This is a genomic window from Spirosoma knui (assembly GCF_054780635.1).
This window is the reverse complement of the sequence record NZ_BAAGVY010000003.1, coordinates 414,678-435,972: the sequence shown is the minus strand read 5'-3', so window position 1 is coordinate 435,972 and position 21,295 is coordinate 414,678. Positions and strand designations below refer to the sequence as shown.

At 51.3% G+C, this 21,295-nt stretch carries 19 protein-coding genes; 8 read left to right on the top strand and 11 right to left on the bottom strand.

Annotated features, from left to right (window positions below):
* Nucleotides 1–25 precede the first annotated feature (25 nt).
* Nucleotides 26–2,902: a carbamoyl-phosphate synthase large subunit gene (gene carB, locus ACYVIY_RS10470; RefSeq protein WP_460976277.1), complete on the bottom strand. Its 2,877-nt coding sequence runs from the start codon at nt 2,900–2,902 to the stop codon at nt 26–28.
* Between the two features lie 276 nt (nt 2,903–3,178).
* Between carB and ACYVIY_RS10465 the strand changes: the two genes are divergently transcribed.
* Nucleotides 3,179–4,615: a hypothetical protein gene (locus ACYVIY_RS10465; RefSeq protein WP_460976276.1), complete on the top strand. Its 1,437-nt coding sequence runs from the start codon at nt 3,179–3,181 to the stop codon at nt 4,613–4,615.
* 73 nt (nt 4,616–4,688) lie between these two features.
* Here the strand turns inward: ACYVIY_RS10465 and ACYVIY_RS10460 are convergent, their stop codons facing one another.
* Both ACYVIY_RS10460 and ACYVIY_RS10455 read right to left on the bottom strand, forming a co-directional pair.
* Nucleotides 4,689–5,459: a ferritin-like domain-containing protein gene (locus ACYVIY_RS10460; RefSeq protein WP_460976275.1), complete on the bottom strand. Its 771-nt coding sequence runs from the start codon at nt 5,457–5,459 to the stop codon at nt 4,689–4,691.
* Between the two features lie 13 nt (nt 5,460–5,472).
* Nucleotides 5,473–6,225: a ferritin-like domain-containing protein gene (locus ACYVIY_RS10455; protein WP_460976274.1), complete on the bottom strand. Its 753-nt coding sequence runs from the start codon at nt 6,223–6,225 to the stop codon at nt 5,473–5,475.
* A 391-nt stretch (nt 6,226–6,616) separates the two neighbouring features.
* Here ACYVIY_RS10455 and ACYVIY_RS10450 point away from each other — a divergent pair, with 391 nt between their 5' ends.
* Nucleotides 6,617–7,072 carry a ferritin-like domain-containing protein gene (locus ACYVIY_RS10450; RefSeq protein ID WP_460976273.1) on the top strand — a complete coding sequence of 152 codons (456 nt, stop codon included), beginning with the start codon at nt 6,617–6,619 and terminating at the stop codon, nt 7,070–7,072.
* A 69-nt stretch (nt 7,073–7,141) separates the two neighbouring features.
* Here the strand turns inward: ACYVIY_RS10450 and ACYVIY_RS10445 are convergent, their stop codons facing one another.
* Complete coding sequence (locus tag ACYVIY_RS10445) at nt 7,142–7,489, bottom strand: hypothetical protein (protein WP_460976272.1); 348 nt, start codon at nt 7,487–7,489, stop codon at nt 7,142–7,144.
* Nucleotides 7,490–7,509: 20 nt separating this feature from the next.
* Nucleotides 7,510–8,376, bottom strand: coding sequence for an aldo/keto reductase (locus tag ACYVIY_RS10440; protein ID WP_460976271.1), 867 nt, complete (start codon nt 8,374–8,376; stop codon nt 7,510–7,512).
* A 90-nt stretch (nt 8,377–8,466) separates the two neighbouring features.
* Here ACYVIY_RS10440 and ACYVIY_RS10435 point away from each other — a divergent pair, with 90 nt between their 5' ends.
* Nucleotides 8,467–9,039, top strand: a complete 573-nt coding sequence (locus ACYVIY_RS10435) for a porin family protein (RefSeq protein ID WP_460976270.1) — start codon at nt 8,467–8,469, stop codon at nt 9,037–9,039.
* 115 nt (nt 9,040–9,154) lie between these two features.
* Here the strand turns inward: ACYVIY_RS10435 and ACYVIY_RS10430 are convergent, their stop codons facing one another.
* From ACYVIY_RS10430 to ACYVIY_RS10420, 3 genes are all read right to left on the bottom strand, one after another.
* On the bottom strand, nt 9,155–10,012 hold the full coding sequence (locus tag ACYVIY_RS10430; protein WP_460976269.1) for a prephenate dehydrogenase: 858 nt from the start codon (nt 10,010–10,012) through the stop codon (nt 9,155–9,157).
* Nucleotides 10,013–10,080: 68 nt separating this feature from the next.
* Nucleotides 10,081–10,479, bottom strand: coding sequence for a GxxExxY protein (locus tag ACYVIY_RS10425; RefSeq protein WP_460976268.1), 399 nt, complete (start codon nt 10,477–10,479; stop codon nt 10,081–10,083).
* 46 nt (nt 10,480–10,525) lie between these two features.
* Nucleotides 10,526–11,701 carry a pyridoxal phosphate-dependent aminotransferase gene (locus ACYVIY_RS10420; protein WP_460976267.1) on the bottom strand — a complete coding sequence of 392 codons (1,176 nt, stop codon included), beginning with the start codon at nt 11,699–11,701 and terminating at the stop codon, nt 10,526–10,528.
* Between the two features lie 149 nt (nt 11,702–11,850).
* Between ACYVIY_RS10420 and ACYVIY_RS10415 the strand changes: the two genes are divergently transcribed.
* Entirely contained in the window at nt 11,851–12,489 is a 639-nt protein-coding gene (locus ACYVIY_RS10415; RefSeq protein WP_460976266.1) for an MOSC domain-containing protein, read from the top strand.
* Here ACYVIY_RS10415 and ACYVIY_RS10410 read toward each other — a convergent pair.
* Together ACYVIY_RS10410 and ACYVIY_RS10405 are read right to left on the bottom strand one after the other, a co-directional pair.
* Entirely contained in the window at nt 12,470–13,036 is a 567-nt protein-coding gene (locus ACYVIY_RS10410; RefSeq protein ID WP_460976265.1) for an NUDIX hydrolase, read from the bottom strand. The genes ACYVIY_RS10415 and ACYVIY_RS10410 overlap by 20 nt on opposite strands.
* Nucleotides 13,037–13,055: 19 nt before the next feature.
* Entirely contained in the window at nt 13,056–14,339 is a 1,284-nt protein-coding gene (locus tag ACYVIY_RS10405) for a glucuronyl esterase domain-containing protein (RefSeq protein WP_460976264.1), read from the bottom strand.
* Nucleotides 14,340–14,530: 191 nt separating this feature from the next.
* Between ACYVIY_RS10405 and ACYVIY_RS10400 the strand changes: the two genes are divergently transcribed.
* The 4 genes from ACYVIY_RS10400 to ACYVIY_RS10385 all read left to right on the top strand — a co-directional run bounded on the left by ACYVIY_RS10400 (nt 14,531) and on the right by ACYVIY_RS10385 (nt 20,802).
* Nucleotides 14,531–15,115 carry a hypothetical protein gene (locus ACYVIY_RS10400; protein WP_460976263.1) on the top strand — a complete coding sequence of 195 codons (585 nt, stop codon included), beginning with the start codon at nt 14,531–14,533 and terminating at the stop codon, nt 15,113–15,115.
* 128 nt (nt 15,116–15,243) lie between these two features.
* Nucleotides 15,244–16,536 carry a TolC family protein gene (locus ACYVIY_RS10395; RefSeq protein WP_460976262.1) on the top strand — a complete coding sequence of 431 codons (1,293 nt, stop codon included), beginning with the start codon at nt 15,244–15,246 and terminating at the stop codon, nt 16,534–16,536.
* Between the two features lies 1 nt (nt 16,537).
* Nucleotides 16,538–17,497, top strand: coding sequence for an efflux RND transporter periplasmic adaptor subunit (locus ACYVIY_RS10390; RefSeq protein ID WP_460976261.1), 960 nt, complete (start codon nt 16,538–16,540; stop codon nt 17,495–17,497).
* A gap of 122 nt (nt 17,498–17,619) precedes the next feature.
* Complete coding sequence (locus tag ACYVIY_RS10385) at nt 17,620–20,802, top strand: efflux RND transporter permease subunit (protein WP_460976260.1); 3,183 nt, start codon at nt 17,620–17,622, stop codon at nt 20,800–20,802.
* Nucleotides 20,803–20,880: 78 nt separating this feature from the next.
* On the opposite strand, the gene ACYVIY_RS10380 is transcribed toward ACYVIY_RS10385, so the two are convergent.
* A complete protein-coding gene (locus ACYVIY_RS10380; protein WP_460976259.1) occupies nt 20,881–21,264 on the bottom strand; it encodes a DUF4870 domain-containing protein in 384 nt (127 codons plus the stop codon).
* Nucleotides 21,265–21,295 lie beyond the last annotated feature (31 nt).

Genomic DNA, 21,295 nt, shown 5'->3' with positions numbered 1-21,295 from the left:
CACTGTTTTTACGTATCACCTGTGCTTATCGGCTCAGGTATAAGTTACGTTCGCCGTATACCTTCTGGAAGAAGTCGTCGGTAAGGTCATCAATGAAGTAGATGCCTTCGCCGGTCGATTTCATTTCGGGGCCGAGCTCCTTGTTCACATTCGGAAATTTATTGAAAGAGAACACCGGAATCTTGATCGCAAATCCTTTCTTAACCGGCTTGAAATCGAAATCTTTCACCTTTTTATCGCCCAGCATCACCTTGGTGGCGTAGTTTACATACGGCTCCTGATAGGCTTTGCAGATGAAGGGTACCGTACGGCTGGCACGTGGGTTCGCTTCAATCACATACACCTGCTCGTCTTTAACGGCAAACTGGATGTTGATCAAACCCACCGTTTTCAAGGCAACCGCAATCTTCTTCGTGTACTCTTCAATCTGGCTAATTACGTGTTCGCTTAAATCGAAAGGGGGGAGCAAGGCATACGAATCGCCCGAGTGAATACCGGCGGGTTCAATATGCTCCATGATGCCAATAATGTGCACGTCTTCACCGTCGCAAATGGCGTCGGCTTCGGCCTCAATAGCGTTCTCCAGGAAGTGGTCGAGCAAAATGTTGTTGTCAGGAATATCCTGCAAGATCTTCATAACGTGCGTTTCCAGTTCGCTTTCGTTGATGACAATCTTCATGCTCTGACCGCCTAATACGTAGCTCGGGCGAACCAGCAGCGGAAAGCCAAGATCTCTCGACAGTTCAATGGCCGCTTCCGATTCACGCACCGTTCCAAATTTCGGATAGGGGATGTCCAGCTTGCGCAGCATTTCTGAGAAATGCCCCCGGTCTTCGGCCAAATCCAGCGCTTCCCAACTCGTACCAATAATCTTGATGCCATAACGCGTCAGCTTCTCGGCCATCTTCAGGGCCGTCTGACCACCCAACTGCACAATCACACCCTCCGGCTGTTCGTGCATGATGATCGCGTGAACGTGCTCCCAGAAGACGGGTTCAAAGTACAGTTTATCGGCAATGTCCGGATCAGTCGAAACAGTTTCCGGGTTACAGTTGATCATGATCGTCTCGTACCCCGCTTCTTTGGCTGCCAGAACCCCGTGAACGCAGGAGTAGTCAAATTCGATACCCTGACCAATGCGGTTAGGGCCTGAGCCCAGTACAACGACTTTCTTACGGTTGCTACGTACAGACTCGTTGCCCGGCAGATCGGAAACGGGTTCCGGACGGTCGGTCGTGATCGGTAGCTGGTTGTTGAAGGTCGAGTAGTAGTAAGGCGTTTTCGCTTCAAACTCAGCCGCACAGGTGTCTACGCACTTGTACACCCGACGAATGTTATGACGCTGGCGATACTCGTATACCTTACTTTCTTTTACACTCAGCAGGTGGGCCAGTTGCCGGTCGGCGTAGCCTTTCTGCTTGGCGGTACGTAGTAATTCCGGTGGCAGATCGTCCAGGTCATACTGCTGGATTTCGCGTTCCAACTCAATCAACTCTTCAATCTGATGCAGGAACCACGGATCAATCTTGGTCAACTGCTGAATGGTACGGAACGACATGCCCGCTTTGAAGGCGTCGTAAATATGAAAAAGCCGGTTCCAGCTTGGGTGAGCCAGACTCTGCGTCAGTGCTTGCCGATCGGTTAGTTCACGCCCATCGGCCCCTAGCCCGTTACGTCGGATTTCAAGCGATTGACAGGCTTTCTGTAAAGCCTCCTGAAAATTCCGACCGATACCCATGGTTTCACCCACGGACTTCATCTGGAGACCCAGCGAACGGTCAGCACCGGGGAACTTATCGAAGTTCCAGCGGGGCACTTTTACGATTACGTAGTCAATGGCAGGCTCGAAGAAGGCCGATGTGGTTCCCGTAATGGGGTTGATTAGCTCATCGAGGTTATAGCCAATGGCCATTTTAGCGGCAATCTTGGCAATTGGGTACCCCGTTGCTTTAGAGGCCAGTGCGGACGAGCGGCTTACCCGCGGATTGATTTCAATGGCAATGATGTCGTCGGTCTGCGGATTAACCGAGAACTGTACGTTACAGCCGCCGGCGAAGGTGCCAATAGCGTTCATCATCTTAATCGACAAGTCGCGCATCTGCTGATACAAGGTATCGGGCAGGGTCATAGCCGGGGCAACCGTGATGCTATCGCCGGTGTGAATGCCCATTGGGTCGAAGTTTTCGATCGAGCAGACGATAATAAAATTACCGTTGCCATCCCGTAACAACTCCAGCTCATACTCTTTCCAGCCCATCACACTCTGTTCAACCAGGACCTCGTGCACCGGGGATGCGTGCAGACCAGCCGTCAAGGCTTTGTCAAAATCTTCAGGACGCTCCACAAAGCCACCTCCCGTACCACCGAGAGTAAATGACGGCCGGATAACGAGCGGAAACCCGATCTCCTGAGCAATTTCTTTACCTTCCAGGAACGAACGGGCCGTACGACCTTTGCAGACGCCGACGCCTAATTCCAGCATCTTGAGCCGAAACTTTTCGCGGTCTTCGGTGGTCTCAATCGCCCGAATGTCTACGCCGATGATCTGAACGTTATACTTTTCCCAAATACCTGCCTTATCGCAGTCGATGGCTAAGTTCAACGCGGTCTGTCCGCCCATTGTGGGCAGAACGGCATCGATCGGCCGACCCATCTCCTGGTGTTTTTTCAGGATTTCGACGATGGATTTTTTCTCCAGAGGCAGCAGGTACACATGATCCGCGTTGATCGGATCAGTCATGATGGTAGCCGGGTTGGAGTTAATCAACGCGACCTCAATTCCTTCTTCCCGTAATGACCGGGCGGCCTGCGAACCGGAATAGTCAAACTCACATGCCTGACCAATGATAATAGGGCCAGAGCCAATAATAAGAATTGAGCGGATATTAGTGTTTTTAGGCATTTTTCAGCGGACAATAAACCGTGCGGGCGGCCCCGAATGAGTGATGGCTCCTAAAGAATGACAATACGTCATGCCGTGACTATGAGGCCATTAGTGGGTGGCCAAAAATCCTGCAAAAATAGTGGTTTCAGCCGAAACGACGGATGATTACGTCAAAAAAAGTGTGACTATTCCCAGATTTTACCAAGTCGTAGAGAAAGGGTTACAGGATAAGTATACTTGGAAAACGCGCGTAAGCGCCTTATTTTTGGTTTAACCAGACATTACTCGCTGTTCATGCTTCGCTTCTACAAGTCGATTCTTTATATTGTTATTGGGTTCCTGGCCTTCACCTGTACGCGGGATTACCCAGCCACAGCGCCCTACGTAGCGCCCGTAAAACCGAACACACCCAGCACGGGATTGCCTCCTCAGGAGCAACTCGCCCCCGAAAAGCGGCTCTTCCTGACCAACGATAAAGTTCGGGTTGCTATCGATCTGAACATGGGGGGGGCCATTAACTACCTCGCTGAGGCCGGTAGCTCAGAAAACATGATCAACAATGCCGATCTGGGGCGGCAGCTCCAGACAGCATTCTATTCGGGACCTATCCCATACAGTGTAAACGGCAAAAATCCGGTCAACCAGTGGCGGAGCTTAGGGTGGAATCCCGTTCAAACCGGCGATTATTACAATCACCCAGCCCGTATCCTTAGCTATCAGCAGACGCAGAATCAGCTGTACGTTAAAACGATCCCGTCGATCTGGCCGCTCTTCGATGAGCCCGCTGACTGCATTATGGAACATTGGTATGAACTCCAGGGGAACGTAGTGCACGTGCGGTGCCGCCTGGTGGTCAACCGTTCCGATACCACCCAGTATGAAGCCCGTACGCAGGAAACGCCCTGCGTGTATCTGAATGGTCCCTACTACCGGATGGTGACGTATACGGGGCTGCAGCCGTTCACCAATGCTGCCATATCGGAGTATGCCGACCGGGAAATGATTACCCGGTACGGGACTGAAAACTGGGTTGCGTTACTGAACGATAAAGGCCGGGGCGTTGGGTTGTATCGAGGGAACGAATTCCGGTACCGGACGGCTGGATTCGGAACGCCTAAAATCGGTGGAGAGTTTGACCAGTCCAGCGGATATATGAACAGCGACGGGTTCCTGGTCATCGATCATAACGGGCAGTACGACTATGAATACTACCTGGTTGTTGGTTCGCTGGCCGACATCCGGCAATTTGCCTATAGTCAGCCCCGTCCCTCGGCCGCTCCGAATTTCCGGTTCGACCGCGACCGTGAAGGATGGCATTATTATAACGCGCAGGATAAAGGCTGGCCCATTCAGAACGAGCTGAACATCCGGTGGGAGCGGACAGATACCACAAAGCGGGATTTCCGCATAAAAAGTCCGTGGGTTTTCTGGAAGGCAAGTGATGTGCCCAAGATGTACATAGAGGCCGCTTTCAAAACCAAGGCGACCACGGCCCGCCTGAGCTGGCTTCGACCCGGCGATATTGATTTCATGCCGTTCGAAGACCGATACGTCAATTTCCCGATCGTTGGGGATGGGCAGTATCGAGTGTACGAAATTGACCTGAGCCGGATACCCGGCTGGAATGGCATCATTGCACAGATCAGCCTTGACCCGTCTAATCCGACCGCCTACGAAAAAGGGGCAACGTTACGTCTCGGCGGCATAACCTCGAGTTCGCCCAATGGCTAAAATAGGTAAATAGTCTCTAAACAAAACGACCGACAGAAATCCTGTCGGTCGTTTTGTTTGGGAGAAGAAATCACTAGGCCAGGAACGGAGTGGCAATGGCCAGCACCTGCTCTTTAGTTAGTGGTTCATCAAACGCTTCCGAAATACGGTCAGCACTAAGACCTGTGAGCGACGTAAGGTTAACACCGCCTTGTGTTACCTCTCCTTCACCCGCGTAGACAGCGGCCGGGAAGCCCGCCGATCCCATAATCCATCCTTTATTACCATTAAAGTAACGTACTTTAGCCGCGTGAAGAGCTTCAACCGAGTGAATTTGCAGCGCAACGGTCAGGACATCCGGCGCACCGATCAGACGAGGGGCCTGGCCTTTATAAGCGCGAACACCCGTGTCTTCAAACGCCTGCGCCACGGCGATAAACGTTTGGTAACTGCTAAATACGGTTGGGAATGTACCTTTGGCCGTGAAATCGAAATTCGGTTTTGCAACAGCCGCGCCACCCAGGGCTGATTTCAGCAATGCTACGTGAGCATTTTCGTGCTTGGCAATTTGCCGGAACGTATTCAGACCCTCGGCACCGGTAATCAGATTAGGCGCTGCCAGTCCCCGGTTGTAAAATTCGGCTTCCAGGTATTCCAGCGTCAGGGCGAAATTCAACACCTCGACTACAGCCGAATTTTGTGCATACGCTTTATTTAAAATAGCACCGAAAGCAACAGGCGCTACGCCCAGAACCGCTTTCTTAAGCAGATTCTGGAAAACGTGGCGACGGGATACGTGGTCAAGCCGTTCGTACACTTCGGCGTCAACGTTTTCTATTTCGTTAAGTATGTTTTGTAAATTCATGGCTGTTGGGGGCTTATCTTACTACGTAGTTTTTACCGTTGACTGTTTCCTGAATAAAGGGTCTTACCAGAGCTAGAACCTCTTCGGGCATGCGTGCCTCCCCTAAGCCTGAACTTGAGCCTGGGTTTACGATATCGTCGCCAGCAAAAGATGCAGTCATTGGATTCAACATTTCACTGATAATCGACGTATGCCGTGCTTCTACCGAAACGATTTTACCCGCTAGTGTCAGGTAATCGGCGTTTTTAATCAGTTTACCCGCTCCGTTATAAGCAGATACGCCGACGGCTTCAAAAACGCGGGCCGTGCCCAGTACCGACGCCCGGCTGCTGAAGTTGATGCTGCTGAAGTTGGGCGTTAAACCCGGAATGGCAGCACTACTCAACGCGGCTTTGAACAGTTCGCGGTGAGCAATTTCGTGGTCACGAATGTCCATCAGAACCGTCCGCTCGTAGCCATTCATGCCCATGTAGGGGGTCATAATAACCTGGGTGTAGAAAGCAGCTTCCAACTGTTCCAGCGCGTATGCGTAGTTCAGAACACCTACATCGTTATACCCAATATCGCCCAGATCAACCGTGTCGCCCGCACGGGCCGCCCCCCGGCTAACGGGTTCCATAACCTGATCGCGGCAGGCACTTAAGGCTACGCCTGCCGCGGCCGTAGCGCCTACATAACGCATAAACATTCGGCGCCCGACGGCTGCGGATTCTTTACCGCTCAGCATCTGACGGACATCAGTATTGTCTTGAGGTAATGTTTTCATTGAGTAAAAAAGTTAGTGCATCGTTCCCCTGTTCGTCAGAGAATTAATGTAACTACGAACAACCTAGTACTATGGTTTTGCATGACCGAAAAATAATTTGTTGAAACACGAACTAACCGAGCTAACGGGATAAAACACGCCGTTTACGAAAGAAAAATAAAAAAAAGTAAACTAAGCCTAAAAATCATTATAGTAGGAATTTATTATATAGTCGTAATAGACTGTATGAGCTGGCCGAAGTATAAATTTATTCCACTGTTCATTCTTGAGTAACTTAAATGACTGGCTCGTGCGTACGCAGTTTCCGCAAAAAGATGTTCGCCCGATGGATGAACAATTCGGAGTAGACGCAGTTATATTGGCTGATTCACAACTATCAAACACAACGATTATGATCAAGAATGAAGAAATTGTCGATGATCTCAATGATCTGGTGAAGATCAATAACGACCGCATCATGGGGTTTGAAAAAGCCATCGAAGACAACGAAGATCCGCAATTGGATGACCTGTTCCGGCACTACGTTATTCAAAGCCAGAACTTCCGGAGTCAGCTTGCTGATCACATTGTTCGGATCGATGGTTCCGCCGTATCTGACGCTACGTCGACGGATGTATCGAGCAAGATTCACCGGGCCTGGATCGATATCAAATCCGCGCTGACCGGCAAAGACCGCGATACTGTCCTGAGCTCGGTAGAGTTTGGTGAGAATGCAGCGGTTGAAGCCTATGAGGATGCCATCGAAAAAGATCATATTCCTGCTTACATCAAGGAGGATCTGCAAAAACAGTTGAGCGAACTGAAAGCCGCTTTCGAAAAAGTGAAAGCGCTGCACAAAGCTGCTTAGTACTGCATCAGACCATAAAAAAAGCCAGCCGCGTAAACGGCTGGCTTTTTTGTGCTTGAACGGCCCGGCTTAGCGGGACTGTGCTATACGAGCTGAGGCATCGTCGAGAAGTTCGGCGAGTTGGTTCAACTGACCCACCAAGTCAGCCTCTGACGATTCGTTCGCGGCTTGCTTCGTGAGTTTACTCAACGTGTGTAATGCCCCGGCGATCTGCGGAATTTTTCCTTCGGCCATTGATCGTTTCAATACGTACAATTCATCCGCAATGTTCTCCAGCGTTTGATTGCCTTCGCCGAGCACCTGACTCCACTGATCAATCAAATCGCTGGCCGGCGAAACGCGTTCGACGCCATCCTGGAGCCGGTGCAGCGTTGACATCAGCAACTGCTGTGGATCCTGTTTCTGTTGAGAAGTCATAAGAAGTCTGTTTCAGTGAATTACTTGGGCAACGGTAAGTCCTGAAGGTCTTCTTCGGTCAGCTTTATTTCAGCGGCCGCCGTATTTTCTTCCAGGTGTTTCACCGACGATGTACCGGGAATCGGCAGCATGACGGGCGATGCGGCCAGCAACCAGGCTAACGCAATCTGATATTCACTGGCACCGTGACGTTCGGCTACGCGGTGAATAGCCTGCTCGGATTCCAGGTCGCCACCGCCCAGCGGGTACCAGGGTATAAACCCGATGTTGTTTTCTTCGCAGAACTTCAGCGTCGAATTCCATTGCTGCTGGCCGAAACTGTACATGTTCTGGACTGTAACCACCTCAAAGTATTCCTGCGCCTGCTTTATTTTATCGACATCCACTTCTGATAAGCCAATGTGCCGAATTTTGCCTTTTTGCTGCGCTTCCTGCAAAAAGCCAAGGAACTCCTCGGCGGGTACCTTATCGTCGAATCGGTGTAGTTGATACAAATCAATATGGTCGACTTTCAGGCGTTTGAGGCTGCCGTCGAGCGCTTCTTCCAGGTGCTTGCGGCTTCCGTCAACCGGCCACTGATTCGGTCCTGTACGTAATAAGCCGCCTTTCGTAGCGATCAGCAAGCCTTCGGGGTAAGGGTACAGGGCTTCGGCGATCAACTCTTCCGATACGTTAGGTCCATAGCTGTCGGCTGTGTCGATAAAATTAATGCCTAGATCAAGCGTCCGTTTCAAAACGCGAATGGCCTCGTCGCGGTCTTTGGGCGGTCCCCAAATACCCTGGCCGGTGATGCGCATGGCTCCGTAGCCTAGCCGATTGACGGTAATATCGTTCCCGATGGTGAACGTACCAGACTGGGTGGCTGGCTGAGCAGTTTGTGGTTGCATAAACGCTAAGATTATTGTTAATAAATGTTAAGTCGTCTGGATTACTGCGACTGTACTATATATCTACTGCGTAACTTGGGAAACTGTTTTATGAAAAGACAATTCTCACTTCTGTTCGTCTTGCTCCCGTTGGTAGCCGTGGCTCAGACCCAACCGAAGAGTAAGCAAAATGACCTGTTGGGTCAGGGTAAGTTTAGCGTTGGACTGGGGCTTGGGGGCGGAACGAGCGGGCCCACAGGTACCTACGGGCGGATAACGCCACGGGCGCAGTATTTTGTGAAGAATGGCTGGTCAGTGAATGTTGAGGGGCGGCACGAGACCAACGGCAAGCAGTACAGTTACACGGGCGCTGGTTTGTCGACCCGGTACTACTTCATGCGTACGAATAAGGTAACGGTATTCGGACAAGCCGGTTATTATTACGGACAGAGCCGCAACCGGACGTATACGTTTGAAGCAACGCCAACCGGTGGTACGTTACGGGTTGAAGAAACCAACCGGTTCGGGATGGTCAATGCAGGGGTAGGGGGCCAGTACCGGCTAGGTAAGCGGTGGTCGCTCGAAGCCCTTCATGAGCGGAATTACGGTCGTTGTTTATCCGATAATTCAACGCTGCAAACGCAAACAACCGTTGGCATCAACTACCTACTCAAAAAACCTTAGTTGATTAGTCATTTGTAGTCATTGGTCATTAATTATGGGTTGTGATAGTGTGTCGGCTCTACCTAATACAATCAATGATAACCCATGATTAATGACAAGGAATGAGCAATAAGACTCATCGCTTTTCAATACCATCCAGTACGCGCCGGATTACGTTGGCGCGCTGCATAAATTCGAGCGAGGTTGTTACGTCCTGATCGTCGATGACCTGCTTGAACTGCTGCAAAAACTCAATATAATCGGCCAGCGCTTGTGATACGTTTGTGCGGTTCTGAGCAAAAATCGGTGCCCACATCTGGGGTGAGCTTTTAGCCAGGCGTACCGTTGAGCTGAAACCCGTACTGGCCATATCGAAGATGGCTTGTTCATCTTTCTCTTTTTCCAGCACCGTCAGGCCCAGGGCGAAGGCGCTGATGTGGCTCAAGTGCGAAACATAAGCTAGGTGCAAATCATGCTCTTGTGGCGTCATGTAGAAAATCTTCATGCCAATGTCCAGGAACAGCGCTTCGGCCAGTTTCAGGCTGTCAGGACGGCTCTTTTCACGGTCGCAGATGATGAGATTTTTGCCGGGTAGCAACTCCCGGAAGGCGGCACCCGGCCCCGAATTTTCCGTACCTGCCATGGGGTGGGCGGCTACAAACTGCGCCCGCTTCGGGTGACCTTCTACGGCCTGACAGATCAGCTCTTTCGTTGACCCCAGATCCACCACGGTCGCTTTCTCAGGTAACGTATCCAGCAGCGAAGGGAGTAATTCAACAATGGCATTGACCGGAATGGCCAGCACAATGAGGTCGCTCATCGCTACGGCTTCGTCGAGCGAACGAACGTCATCGACAATGCCTTTGGCAATCGCCAGTTGCCCGTGTACCGGTGAAGCGTCGACGCCAACAAATCGGGCTTTGGGGTATTTTTCACGTACTGCCAACGCGAATGAGCCGCCGAGTAAGCCGATACCTATAATGCTGATTGTCATAACCGGGATTAAACTGATTTTTTCTGATTAAGCAGATAAACACCTGCGACACCTGCGTGTGTTCGGTACTAATTAGTTATACGATAACGTGGGTTGAGAAGTCGCTTGAATTCTAGTTTCAAACCTCCAAAATTGATTAGCAGGCCAATCTCAAGATTGTAGGCTTCAAGATAATTTATGGCTTGTGCCAGATGTATGTCCTCTAACTCTTTTAGCGCTTTCAGCTCAACCGCGATTTTATTCTCAACGTAAAAGTCAACTCTACGACCTCCTACTGCAACACCTTTGTAGAATATTGGCATATCATACTCTCTGGCAAAGTCTAATCCGCACTGTTCAAGCTCGACGGCCAAGGCACGCTGATAGATAACTTCCTGGAATCCGCTGCCAAGAACACGATGGACTTCCATAGCGCAGCCAATTACTTTCGCAGTAATATCAGAATATTTGTACTGTGCTTTAATCATACTCAGAAGCCTAACCAAATCATCAGTTTAATCAAATAAAGTCAGCTCAATCCCGGTTCAGACGACCCACCGCCTGCTCGATGCGCTCTTTGGGCATGCACAACGAAACGCGAATGTACCGCTGACCTTTCGGGCCGAAGATGAAGCCAGGCGTGATGAACACATGCTTGTTATAGAGCAGATCGTCGACTAACGCTTCGGGAGAAGTGACGGAGTCGGGCAGCTTAGCCCAGATAAAAAGCCCTTCCTGATCCGCTGAGTACGTACAGCCGAGTGCATCCAGGAAAGCGTGAACCGCATTTAACCGGCCCTGGTACACATCGTTACGTTGGCGGTGCCAGTCGTCGGAGTTGGTGAGCGCAACCGCGGCTGCGTCCATAATGGGCTTGAACTGGCCGGAGTCAACGTTACTTTTCATGGTCAGTACAGCGTCGACGTACGGCTTCGCTGCGGCCATCCAGCCGATCCGCCAGCCCGCCATATTATGCGACTTGCTCATGGAGTTTAGCTCAACTGCTACGTCTTTGGCGCCATCGACCGAAAGCAGGCTGATGGGCGGCTTCTTGTTCAGAATGAGACTATAGGGATTGTCGTGGCAGAGCAGTACACCGTTATCGTGCGCAAAACGAACCGCCCGCTCGAACAACGAGTGCGTCGCCGGAGCGCCCGTCGGCATGTGCGGGTAATTCAGCCAGATGATTTTTGTGGCATGACCACCGGCGGATTCCGCAACTATATCGGCCATTACGTCCCAATCGGGTTGCCAGCCGCTATGTTCCAGTAGCGGATACTCACGTACGGTTGCGCCCAGCATCTGGCTAACGGCCCGATACGCGGGATAGCCCAGTTCCGGCACCAGGACGCCATCGCCATCGTTCAGAAACGTTAACGAAATATGCGTAATGCCTTCTTTTGAACCAATAAGGGGTAAAATTTCCGTATCGGGGTCGAGTGTAACGCCATACGTATGCGCATAGAACTGCGTAATCGCCTGGCGCAGGTTCGGCGTACCTTTATACGGTTGATAACCATGAGAACCCGGCTGCCTGGCTGAAGCAATGAGGGCATCGATGGTGCCATCCGAAGGCATCATGTCGGGATTGCCGATGGCGATATTGATGACATCGTGACCGGCTGCCTGAAGGCGACGAACTTCGGCCAGCTTGACGGAGAAGTAGTACTCTTGGGTTTGGTCGGCGCGATGGGCCAGAGGAATAATCACTGTCTGAGCGGTATTACACGTATTAATTAACTACGGGAACAATTGATGAAGGGCCACAAAGATACGCTATTTTCGAGCGCAGTAAGTAGCCGGGCGCTATGAAGCCGTTGCGTAGTACGTTTAACGAAATCAATACAGGGGCAATACGTATGGAAGTTTTATCCGTCAATGTGGGAACGCCAGCCACCATAACCTGGGGTGGGCGAGTTTTTGAAACAAGCATCTATAAACAGCCGACTCCGGACAAGTTAGCCGTTACGTCCTTAAACATCGCAGGTGATGCGCAGGCCGACCTGACCGTTCATGGCGGACTCGATAAGGCTGTTTATGCCTATGATGTCGCCCATTATACGTACTGGCAGGAGCAGCTACCGATGCGTACGGACTGGTCGCATGGCCTGTTTGGCGAAAATCTGACGACGGCTGGCTTACTCGACGACGATGTCTGTATCGGCGATGTATATAGGATCGGTAGCGTAATACTCCGGGCCGTTCAGCCCCGTTTCCCGTGTTACAAACTAAACGCCCGCTTCGACGACCGATTTATGGCGAAGAAGTTCAGTGATGCCGTTCGATGCGGCATTTACTTTCGAGTAGTTGAGGAAGGCTACCTGCAACAGGGGGATAGCATCCAGTTACTTGAGCAATCGCCTTACCCCGTTACAGTTCGGGATGTGGCCGACTGGTATTTAGGAAAAACGACCGATCAGGATGCGTTACAAGCCTTACTTGCCCTTCCGCATCTGCCCGCAAAGTTGAAAAGCCAATTTAAACGGATGGTTGGTTAAGGCTTAACAGATACCGCAGCAACGGAGCCATGTGTAGTGACTGCATCATCTCACCGTTGTCGATGATCTGTTGGGCTCGCTCGGGTGACACTAAATGCACTGTAATTTCTTCGGTGCTTTCAAGATGCTGGCCTTGCTTCAACTCAACGCCGGTTGCCAGATAGGCATACGTACGATTTGAGTGCGTGCCGGGGTTTGCCGAAAGCGTCAGCAGCGATTCCCACTGACCACCGCCGAAGCCGGTTTCTTCCAGAAGCTCGCGCTGAGCTGCCACCAGGGGATCTTCGCCCGCGTCGACAACACCCGCGCACAGTTCGTAGTGAACGCCCGCAATACCATGCCGATACTGGCGGATAAGTACCAACTGACCGTCGGTGGTAACGGCCACTACGTTGATCCAGCTCGGATATTCGAAGATGAAATAGTCGGGAATGTGGCCACCATTCGCCATCCGGACGGAGTCTCTACGAACGGTAAACCAGGGGCGTTGGTGGATGTACTCGGAGTTTTCAACCTGCCAGGGTTGCGGATCATTTTCGGGTATCATGCCCCAAAGGTAGGCACGACTACCGAACTAATTCGTCGGCAAACCGCAGGTATTGAATCCAGTCATATACCGTAACGTCGTGCTTGCCGCTGCGGTTGTGGTAACGTACCGTTTGGCCAACGGGTTGATTGATAGCCGGAAAGGTGGTTGTGCCCAATCCAGTTTTGCCAAATAATGTGTAAACGGATTCTGCCTGAACGGCCCCTAAAAATTCGCCTTTCGGGTCTGACCATTGATCGCCATCGGCGCTGGCCACGTAAAGCGGGCGGGGGGCAACCAAGGCCAGTAGCTCGTGCTGATCGACGGGTAAGGCATCGACGCGCTGATTGTAGGTTTTGTATTGCTTGCAGAACCAGTGCGGGAAGCTGGTGTTGATACGCTCCACAGTTTCGCCATACCAACGGCGGGCGAGTGCCGCCCCCCCTTCACCCGATTCATTGGAGATAACAGCCGTAAAGCGTTCATCCTGCGCACCGGCCCATAAAGCCGCTTTACCAATGCGTGAGTGCCCAATGCCAATAACCCGTTTAGTGTCGACGGCCGATTCGGTCTGTAAATAGTCCAGTATCCGGCTCATACCCCACGCCCAGGCACCAATGGCTCCCCAGTTATCGGAGCGAGTCGTATCGCCGAGGACAGACCGTATACCTGACCGCCATCCTGCCGGATGATCGGGCTCAATGTCGCCATAATAAGCAGTCGCTACCGCATAACCCCGCGCCAGGATCGTGTCAATTGGCCAGCGACGTTCCTGCATACCGCGGGCTTTTTCAGTGGCTTGCGGTTCGCCGTTGCGATTATTGACCGAAACTCCGCCGGGAGCATTAGTCATCCAGCGGGTCGACAGCGGAATGTCGGCCTCGGTTGTGACGCAGTGATTGCCGCAGAAATTAAGTCCTAAAAAAACGGGAACAGGTTGTTTAGCGGCTTTCGGAACATAAAGCAGTACGTCGATTGAGGGCAATTTCGGATGGTCCGCGAAAAAGATCGATACCTGTTTTCGTATGGCTCGTCCGCCTAGCGCATTGGGATCGGTATGAGTCGTTTGAAAGCGCAGCCGTACTCGTTGGGTCGGTGTTTTTCCGTACACCTGTTCGGCGAATAGGTTAAGCAGTTCTGTCCGGCGACTTTTCCATTCGGTTTTTGTGGTGATACGCTTGCCATTTGCTGCAAGTAAGGGATCAGGAAGCGTATAAGAACCTACTTTCGCTTCATCGTAATTGAAAACAGGTTCGGAGGTTTGACCGTTAGCAAGTTGGGCGATTCCTATACATACACTTAGCCAAAGCAGAATTCGACGCATAAACACAACGGGTAAAACGGTTTAGCTGAAAAAGTAAGAAGGCTCCTTTTCTATACTTATCGGCTGGCGGGAACGCCGATACGTCAATCAGTTTTTAGCGCTTTTTTAGGCAAATCATATTAACTGGCTTACCTGTTTCGTTGTCTAAACGGTTTTGCGCCTACAACTTTGTTTGCACGAAATACAACCTAATGAAAAACGCCGTTATCCTTTTCGCAGCTTCTCTGTGCCTTTTCTTTTCGTCCTGCCATCGCCCCGTTGCCTATTTTCAGCGAACCCCTCGTGCGGCTGCCCGTCTGCCAGTGGAGCCCCCAACGCGTGATTCGGTTGCGCTAACGCCCGATTGGCTGGGTAAAGAAGAGGTGCTAGCCGTACATGATACGAACGTAAATGATGAAGCTATTGCCCGTGCTGACGTATCGCCAATTGAGCTAACCAACACACGAGTTACGCGTCGACTCCACCGAATGCAGACCGTACTGGCAACGTCAACCGAAACAACGACGCAACAACCCCGGCCCAAACCGAAGCCCAAAAATCAACTTCGACTCGGTAACCGCATCCGGCAAGGTCTTGGTATACCGTTACGTGAGGAGCTGAACTGGTGGCAACGCATTAGCTGGAAGCTAAAGGCATCCGTCATCATTATTTTGGTCGCCGTCCTGTTCGCCATCCTACACATTACGTTGCTGGCCATCATCTTCGGTATTGTTGGAGCTTTCCTTTTAATCAGTGGCTTACGTAAGTCATTTAAAGTACGTCGCCCCTGGTTTTAGTCAGCTAAGCAGGACTTATTAAGCGAAGCACACAAGATTCTACTAAGTATATTTAACAACCTTTTAATTGAGTTTTTGCTGCATTTCGATCGGTAGGACTGTTTCTTTGCTGAGTTCTTTCTAATCGAATGCTGTACCGAACACGCATCTGTTATTTGCTGTCAGTCAGTGCGTTAAGTCTGTGCGCTTCTGCGCAGACACCGCTGACGCTACGACAGACCCTGCAACAAGTCCGGGCTACTAGTCCGGTGCTGCGCGTTGAGCGTTTAAACATTAACGCTGCGCAGGCCGATCAGGTTACGGCAAATCTCCGGCCGAATCCTGTACTGAATAATCAAACTCTTTTCCAGTTAAACCAAGGGGCAATCGCTCCTGTTTCCGATGCGGTGAGCCCCTTTAATCGTCAGCGTCGGCAGTTTTGGTTACAGGCGACCAAGGAGTTTGACATTTATAACAAACGTACTTACCGGAGCCGCTTCGCCGAAGCAAACACCGATCTGGCTACGAAAAGCGTTGCCGAAACCGAACGCAATTTGCTGTTCGATGCGGCTAACCGGTTCCTCGATGCCTGGTACGCTCGGGTGCAGCTTGCTTTGTTGCAACGTGCAAAAGCAAACGTCGACACGCTCGTACAGCTGAACAAAGTACGGCTCAAAGATTTGGTCATCAGTAGCACCGACCTTACCCGTACGCAGTTAATCTCCGACCAGTATGACATTCAGACCCGTTCAGCGCAGCAGACGCTAAGTAATCGGCTGAATGAATTGCGGTTAGTGTTGGGAACAACCGACAGCATCAGCGTAGCCATGAACGATTCGATCGTTCATCCGATGGTTATCAATCCACTACGTCTGTATCCCACCGTGGTGGCCAGCCCGGATAGTTTAATTCGCCTGGCCACTATGACCCGCTCGGATGTGCAGGTCGCGGAAGCGAATCTCGAAACAGCCCGTCGCAACGTGGATCTGCAACAGGTGCTGGCTAAGCCTCGCAATGAAGCGGGACTAATCTGGAACCCGCAGAATGCCGTGCCGTATGCGGGTATATTTCTGACGCTTGAACTGCCCGTTTATAACCGCAATCAGGGCGAAATTCAGAAATCGAGGGTCTTACAGGAGCAGGCTAGTCAGACCGCCATGTTGACGCAGGCACGCATTCGGTCGGAAGTCGAAACGGCGTACCAGTCGTTCATGACCAGCCGACGTAACATCGATCGTTACACCGGCATCCGGCGCGATGCCGACCGGGTGTTGGCGTCTGTTCGCTACGCATACCTGCGGGGTGCTACCAACCTCATCGACTTATTAGAAGCCCAGCGCTCCTGGTTCGATACGCAAACGACGTATTACGAAGAGCTTTATACCTACCGTCAAAACTACGTCCGGTTGCTGTACGTAACCGGTCAGATCAATAACTATTAACATGAAGTTCCGTCATTCACTCGTCTTGCTGGCGTTTGCTGCATTTGCCTGTAAGGACAAGGCAAAACCAGTGGTAAACTCCGTACCTCGTCCGACAATCAGTCCGGATGGCATGCGTATTACGTTTCCAGATGCCGCCATGATCCGGCCGTTCAGGACGCAACCCACGAAACCTGGAGCCGTACAAACTGATTTTGCCGCGCCAGGACACATAGCCGCGATGGTGTTGCGGTCTGTCGAAAACCCGGCTGAGCGGCTTGTTCTATTCGACGATCCGGGCTTGTCCGATAACTACACCGCCATTTTGCAGCACCGGATCAATATTCAGACGCAGCGGGGAAACCTGGAGCGCGTAAAAGATTTGCAGGCGCACGGAGCAGCATCAGGCAAAGAAGTAATTGAAGCCCAAACGCAACTGGCCAACGAAGAAGCGGCCATTATTTCCGACGAAGCCACGCTTAAACTCGCTGGTTTTGATCCCGAAGCGTTACGTCGAGCAAAGCCGAATACCATCTTGGTCGTCTGCGAAATTCCTGAGAATCAATTTGGCAGTATCAAGAAAGGACTGCCTTGTACGCTCAATTTTGCCTCGTTTCCAAATGAGCGGTTCGCAGGTCGTATTGATGACATAAACGACTACGTCGATAACACCACCCGACAGATTAAACTGCGCATTGCGGTGAGTAATCCTGACGGTCGGTTGAAAGCGGGCATGTTTGCCACCGTACAGTTTGGGGTTACAGAAGGTCAGTTCATGACCGTTTCGCGCGATGCGGTTGTAACTGTGCAAGGACGTGATTACGTATTCGTTCAGGCCGGACCACAGACGGTCGAACGTCGGGCGGTTCAGCTCGGTCAGCAACGAGCCGATCGGATTGTTGTACAGAGCGGTCTACGCGAAAATGAGGCTGTGGTCGTCGATAACGTAATGCAGTTGAAAGGCTTAAGTTTTGGGTATTGATAACAAGAGGGAAGAAACGGAGAAGGGGAAGAGTGGGATGAAAGGAACGAAGAGCACTGATTACTTCTAAACTTTTCCTTTCTTCCCATTCCTCCCCTCTCTCCCCGTCCTCCTACTAAATTATGATTCAGAAATTAATAACAATCTCGCTTCGTAATCGCTGGGTCGTTGTTGGGCTGGCGGTTGCGATGATGGGACTAGGCTTATGGTGCTTCAAACTCCTGAAGATTGAAGCGTACCCCGATATAGCCGATACAAACGTCATTATTATAGCCAAGTACGAAGGGCGTGCGGCTGAGGAAGTAGAACAGCAGGTTACGATTCCCATTGAGCGGGTGCTCAACAACGTACCGCACGTAACAGATCGGCGTTCGCGGACAATTTTCGGGCTGTCGGTTGTTCAGTTGAACTTTGATGAGACCGTATCGGATTACTTTGCCCGCCAGCAAATCATCGAACGGCTTAGTCAGGCTCAGTTACCCGAAGGAGTCGAACCCGAACTTGCCCCGTTAACAACAGCCGTGGGCGAAATCTATCGGTATGTCATTGAAGCACCGGCCAGTATGACACCGATGCAGTTGCGTGATTTGCAGGATTGGACGATTATTCCGCAATTGCTGCAAGTGCCGGGGCTAGCCGACGTAACAACCTTCGGTGGGCCGATTAAGCAGTATCAGGTTATTCCGAACCCGGCCAATCTCCGCAAGTTTGATCTGACCCTACAGGACGTTATCGATGCCGTCGGAAAGAACAACCAAAACACGGGTGGTAATATCATTGCTCGGGGAGGGCAGGGGTTTGCCGTTCGTGGCCTTGGAGCACTCAAGACGCCCGACGACATTGGCAATATTGTATTAAAGACCAATGAAGGCGTACCGGTTCTGGTGCGCGATGTGGCAAGTGTCGAGATTAACCCGCCCTCACCCTCCGGAATTTTAGGGTACCGGATACCGGACGAGAAGCTTGACGTAGTGGGCGCGACCGAAGGAATTGTGCTGTTGCGCCGGGGCGAAAATCCAAGTGAGGTTCTTGAACTGCTCAAAGCAAAAATTGCTGATCTCGAAGCCCGTGAGCTGCCAAAAGGGGTTCATCTACGCGTACTTTATGATCGGGGATTCTTAATTGATCACTCGCTGGAAACGGTTGCGCATACGCTCATCGAAGGTATCTCGATTGTGGTGATTCTGCTCGTGCTGTTCCTGGGTAGCCTACGGGCCGCTTTGGTCGTGACGGTCACCATTCCGTTCTCGCTCTTGTTCGCGTTCATCCTGATGAAGCTGGTAGGCATTCCGGCTAACCTTCTCTCATTAGGTGCCATTGACTTTGGTATCATTGTCGACGGAGCGAGCGTTATGGCCGAACACCTGATTCGAAGGTACCGATCAGCGGGACCGGCCGAGCGCAACCAGGGCGTTGTCAACGTAACGACACGCTCGGCGGGGGAAGTAGCCCGGGAAATCTTCTTCTCGGTTACGATCATCATCCTGGCCTACATGCCAATTCTGCTCATGCAGCGGGTGGAAGGGAAGCTTTTTAGCCCGATGGCGTTGACGTTGTCGTTCGCCGTGATTGGTTCGTTGCTGTGTGCCTTAACCATAATTCCGGTGTTGATATCGTTTGCCTTCCGGAAGGCACTTTCGCCAGACGGTAAACCCCTTAAAGAACACAAGAACTTCTTGTTATCGCCTTTAGAGCGGGGGTATCAGTGGTTACTGAAGTCGGCATTGTTTAAGGCTCCGCGCCTGGTTGTAGGAGGTGGGTTGGTGATAGTATTGGTTATGATCGGGTTTGGGTTGAAACTCGGAACCGAATTTTTACCCGAGTTAGACGAAGGATCGATTTTCATGCGGGCCTTTATGCCATCGGGTATAACCATCCAGGAAAACGCCAAGATCGCGCCGAAAATCCGTGACATCATCGGTAAATACAAGCCCGTGAACTTCGTTATCACCCAATCGGGACGTAACGACGATGGCACCGATCCGTTTCCATCTGACCGGACTGAAATCTTGGTTGGCCTGAAGGATTACAGTACCTGGTCGGATAGCGTATCGAAGAAGGAGATTGTGCGTTCGATGCAGAATGAACTGCAAGAGGCATTTCCCGGTGCGTTCTTCTCATCGGGACAACCCATCATTGACCAGGTTATGGAGATTGTGACTGGGAGCGCGGCTGATCTGGCCATTTCGGTGGTTGGTAACGATCTGGACCTGATGCGGGCCAAAGCCGATAGTATTGCCGCCCTGGTGCGGGGAATGAACGGAGCTGTGTCTGTAAATATTGAGCAGGAAGGCCCACAAGATCAACTAGCTATTAAGATTAACCGACCTGCTGCGGCTCGCTATGGCATCAATGTCTCGGAGATTGAGAATATGATCGAAGCTGCGATTGGCGGTAAAGCCATCGGCTCAGTCTATGACGAAGCTAAGCGGTACGATATCGTCGTGCGGTTCACGCCGGAAAGTCGCGGAAGTATCGACGCCATTCGCTTATTGCAGGTTCCGTCGGCAACGGGTGCGTTGATTCCAATGAGCGAACTGGCCGACATCCGTTACGTGCAGGGGCAAACGAATATCTATCGCATCAACGGCAAACGCATGGTTACGGTACGGACCAATATTCGGGGGCGTGACCAAGGAGGGTTTGTTCGTGAGATTAGTCACAAGGTGAGGCAACACGTCAAAATACCCGAAGGTTACAGCGTGATCTACGGTGGCCAGTACGAGAACCTGGAACGGGCCGGTGGGCAGTTAGCGATTTCTATTCCGCTGACGATTGTTGTCGTATTTCTATTCCTGTTTATGCTCTACGGTAACGTCCGTGATACGCTGCTAACCCTTACTTGTTTGCTGTTTGCGTTGGCCGGGGGGATAGGGGCCTTGCTGCTACGTGGCTACAATTTTAACGTATCGGCTGGAGTAGGGTTTGTGTCGATCTTCGGTATTTCGGTTATGGCCGGGGTCTTGCTGGTGTCGGCGCTCAACCGTAACCTTCGGAGCAGCGAAAAGCCATTACTGGACATTGCCATCGAAACCGCTCAGGAACAATTCCGGGCTATTATGGCCATTATGATTGTGGCCATCATTGGTCTGGTCCCGGCCGCCATTTCGAGCGGGATTGGCTCCGATGTACAGCGGCCGCTGGCAACCGTAATCATCGGCGGTTTAACGACAACGTTGTTCTTTACACCGCTAATCATACCACCCCTGTTTTACCTCGTCAATCGCCGTCGACCTCGCCCGGCTATCATCGACGCAGATGGGAAGGAAGTGCCGGAACCGGTTGAAGAAGGAACTGAAATTTAGTTGGTAAGTCATGGGTAGTCATTTATTGTCACTGTTTACCAGAACTACAAATGACCAATGACAACCCATGACTTAATTCTATTTGATGAACCGTATCGTTACGGGGTAGCGATAATATTCACCATTATTCGCTTTGATTGCTGCGATAATGGTAAACACAATCCACACAGCACCAACTATCCAGATCAATACAAAGCCGATCAGGATAAACATCAGCAGAAACGATACAGCCGCGGCAATGGCTATTGTGATGTTGAAGTTAACGGCTTCTTTACCGTGGTAATCAACATAGGCCGACTTCTCTTTCTGAATCTGCCAGATGACTATTGGAAGCACAATGCTCCCGATAAGCACAAACGAACCGGGTAAGGCACTTAAATGCGTTAACATCGCCCACATCCGTTCGTCGTTCTGACTCATGTAGGCAGGTGTTGTTGGGGGAATGGGTGGTTGATTTTCCATAGGGCTTATCAGGCTAATACTATCTAAATTA

Bases quoted from the DNA above. Each gene is read 5' to 3' on its own strand.
- ACYVIY_RS10430 (WP_460976269.1), bottom strand. From the start codon at position 10,012: ATGACAATCAGCATTATAGGTATCGGCTTACTCGGCGGCTCATTCGCG.
- ACYVIY_RS10390 (WP_460976261.1), top strand. From the start codon at position 16,538: ATGAAGTTCCGTCATTCACTCGTCTTGCTGGCGTTTGCTGCATTTGCC.
- ACYVIY_RS10395 (WP_460976262.1), top strand. From the start codon at position 15,244: ATGCTGTACCGAACACGCATCTGTTATTTGCTGTCAGTCAGTGCGTTA.
- ACYVIY_RS10460 (WP_460976275.1), bottom strand. From the start codon at position 5,459: ATGAATTTACAAAACATACTTAACGAAATAGAAAACGTTGACGCCGAA.
- ACYVIY_RS10425 (WP_460976268.1), bottom strand. From the start codon at position 10,479: ATGATTAAAGCACAGTACAAATATTCTGATATTACTGCGAAAGTAATT.
- ACYVIY_RS10385 (WP_460976260.1), top strand. From the start codon at position 17,620: ATGATTCAGAAATTAATAACAATCTCGCTTCGTAATCGCTGGGTCGTT.
- ACYVIY_RS10435 (WP_460976270.1), top strand. From the start codon at position 8,467: ATGAAAAGACAATTCTCACTTCTGTTCGTCTTGCTCCCGTTGGTAGCC.
- ACYVIY_RS10445 (WP_460976272.1), bottom strand. From the start codon at position 7,489: ATGACTTCTCAACAGAAACAGGATCCACAGCAGTTGCTGATGTCAACG.
- ACYVIY_RS10415 (WP_460976266.1), top strand. From the start codon at position 11,851: ATGGAAGTTTTATCCGTCAATGTGGGAACGCCAGCCACCATAACCTGG.
- ACYVIY_RS10380 (WP_460976259.1), bottom strand. From the start codon at position 21,264: ATGGAAAATCAACCACCCATTCCCCCAACAACACCTGCCTACATGAGT.
- ACYVIY_RS10410 (WP_460976265.1), bottom strand. From the start codon at position 13,036: ATGATACCCGAAAATGATCCGCAACCCTGGCAGGTTGAAAACTCCGAG.
- ACYVIY_RS10440 (WP_460976271.1), bottom strand. From the start codon at position 8,376: ATGCAACCACAAACTGCTCAGCCAGCCACCCAGTCTGGTACGTTCACC.
- carB (WP_460976277.1), bottom strand. From the start codon at position 2,902: ATGCCTAAAAACACTAATATCCGCTCAATTCTTATTATTGGCTCTGGC.
- ACYVIY_RS10450 (WP_460976273.1), top strand. From the start codon at position 6,617: ATGATCAAGAATGAAGAAATTGTCGATGATCTCAATGATCTGGTGAAG.
- ACYVIY_RS10405 (WP_460976264.1), bottom strand. From the start codon at position 14,339: ATGCGTCGAATTCTGCTTTGGCTAAGTGTATGTATAGGAATCGCCCAA.
- ACYVIY_RS10455 (WP_460976274.1), bottom strand. From the start codon at position 6,225: ATGAAAACATTACCTCAAGACAATACTGATGTCCGTCAGATGCTGAGC.
- ACYVIY_RS10465 (WP_460976276.1), top strand. From the start codon at position 3,179: ATGCTTCGCTTCTACAAGTCGATTCTTTATATTGTTATTGGGTTCCTG.
- ACYVIY_RS10400 (WP_460976263.1), top strand. From the start codon at position 14,531: ATGAAAAACGCCGTTATCCTTTTCGCAGCTTCTCTGTGCCTTTTCTTT.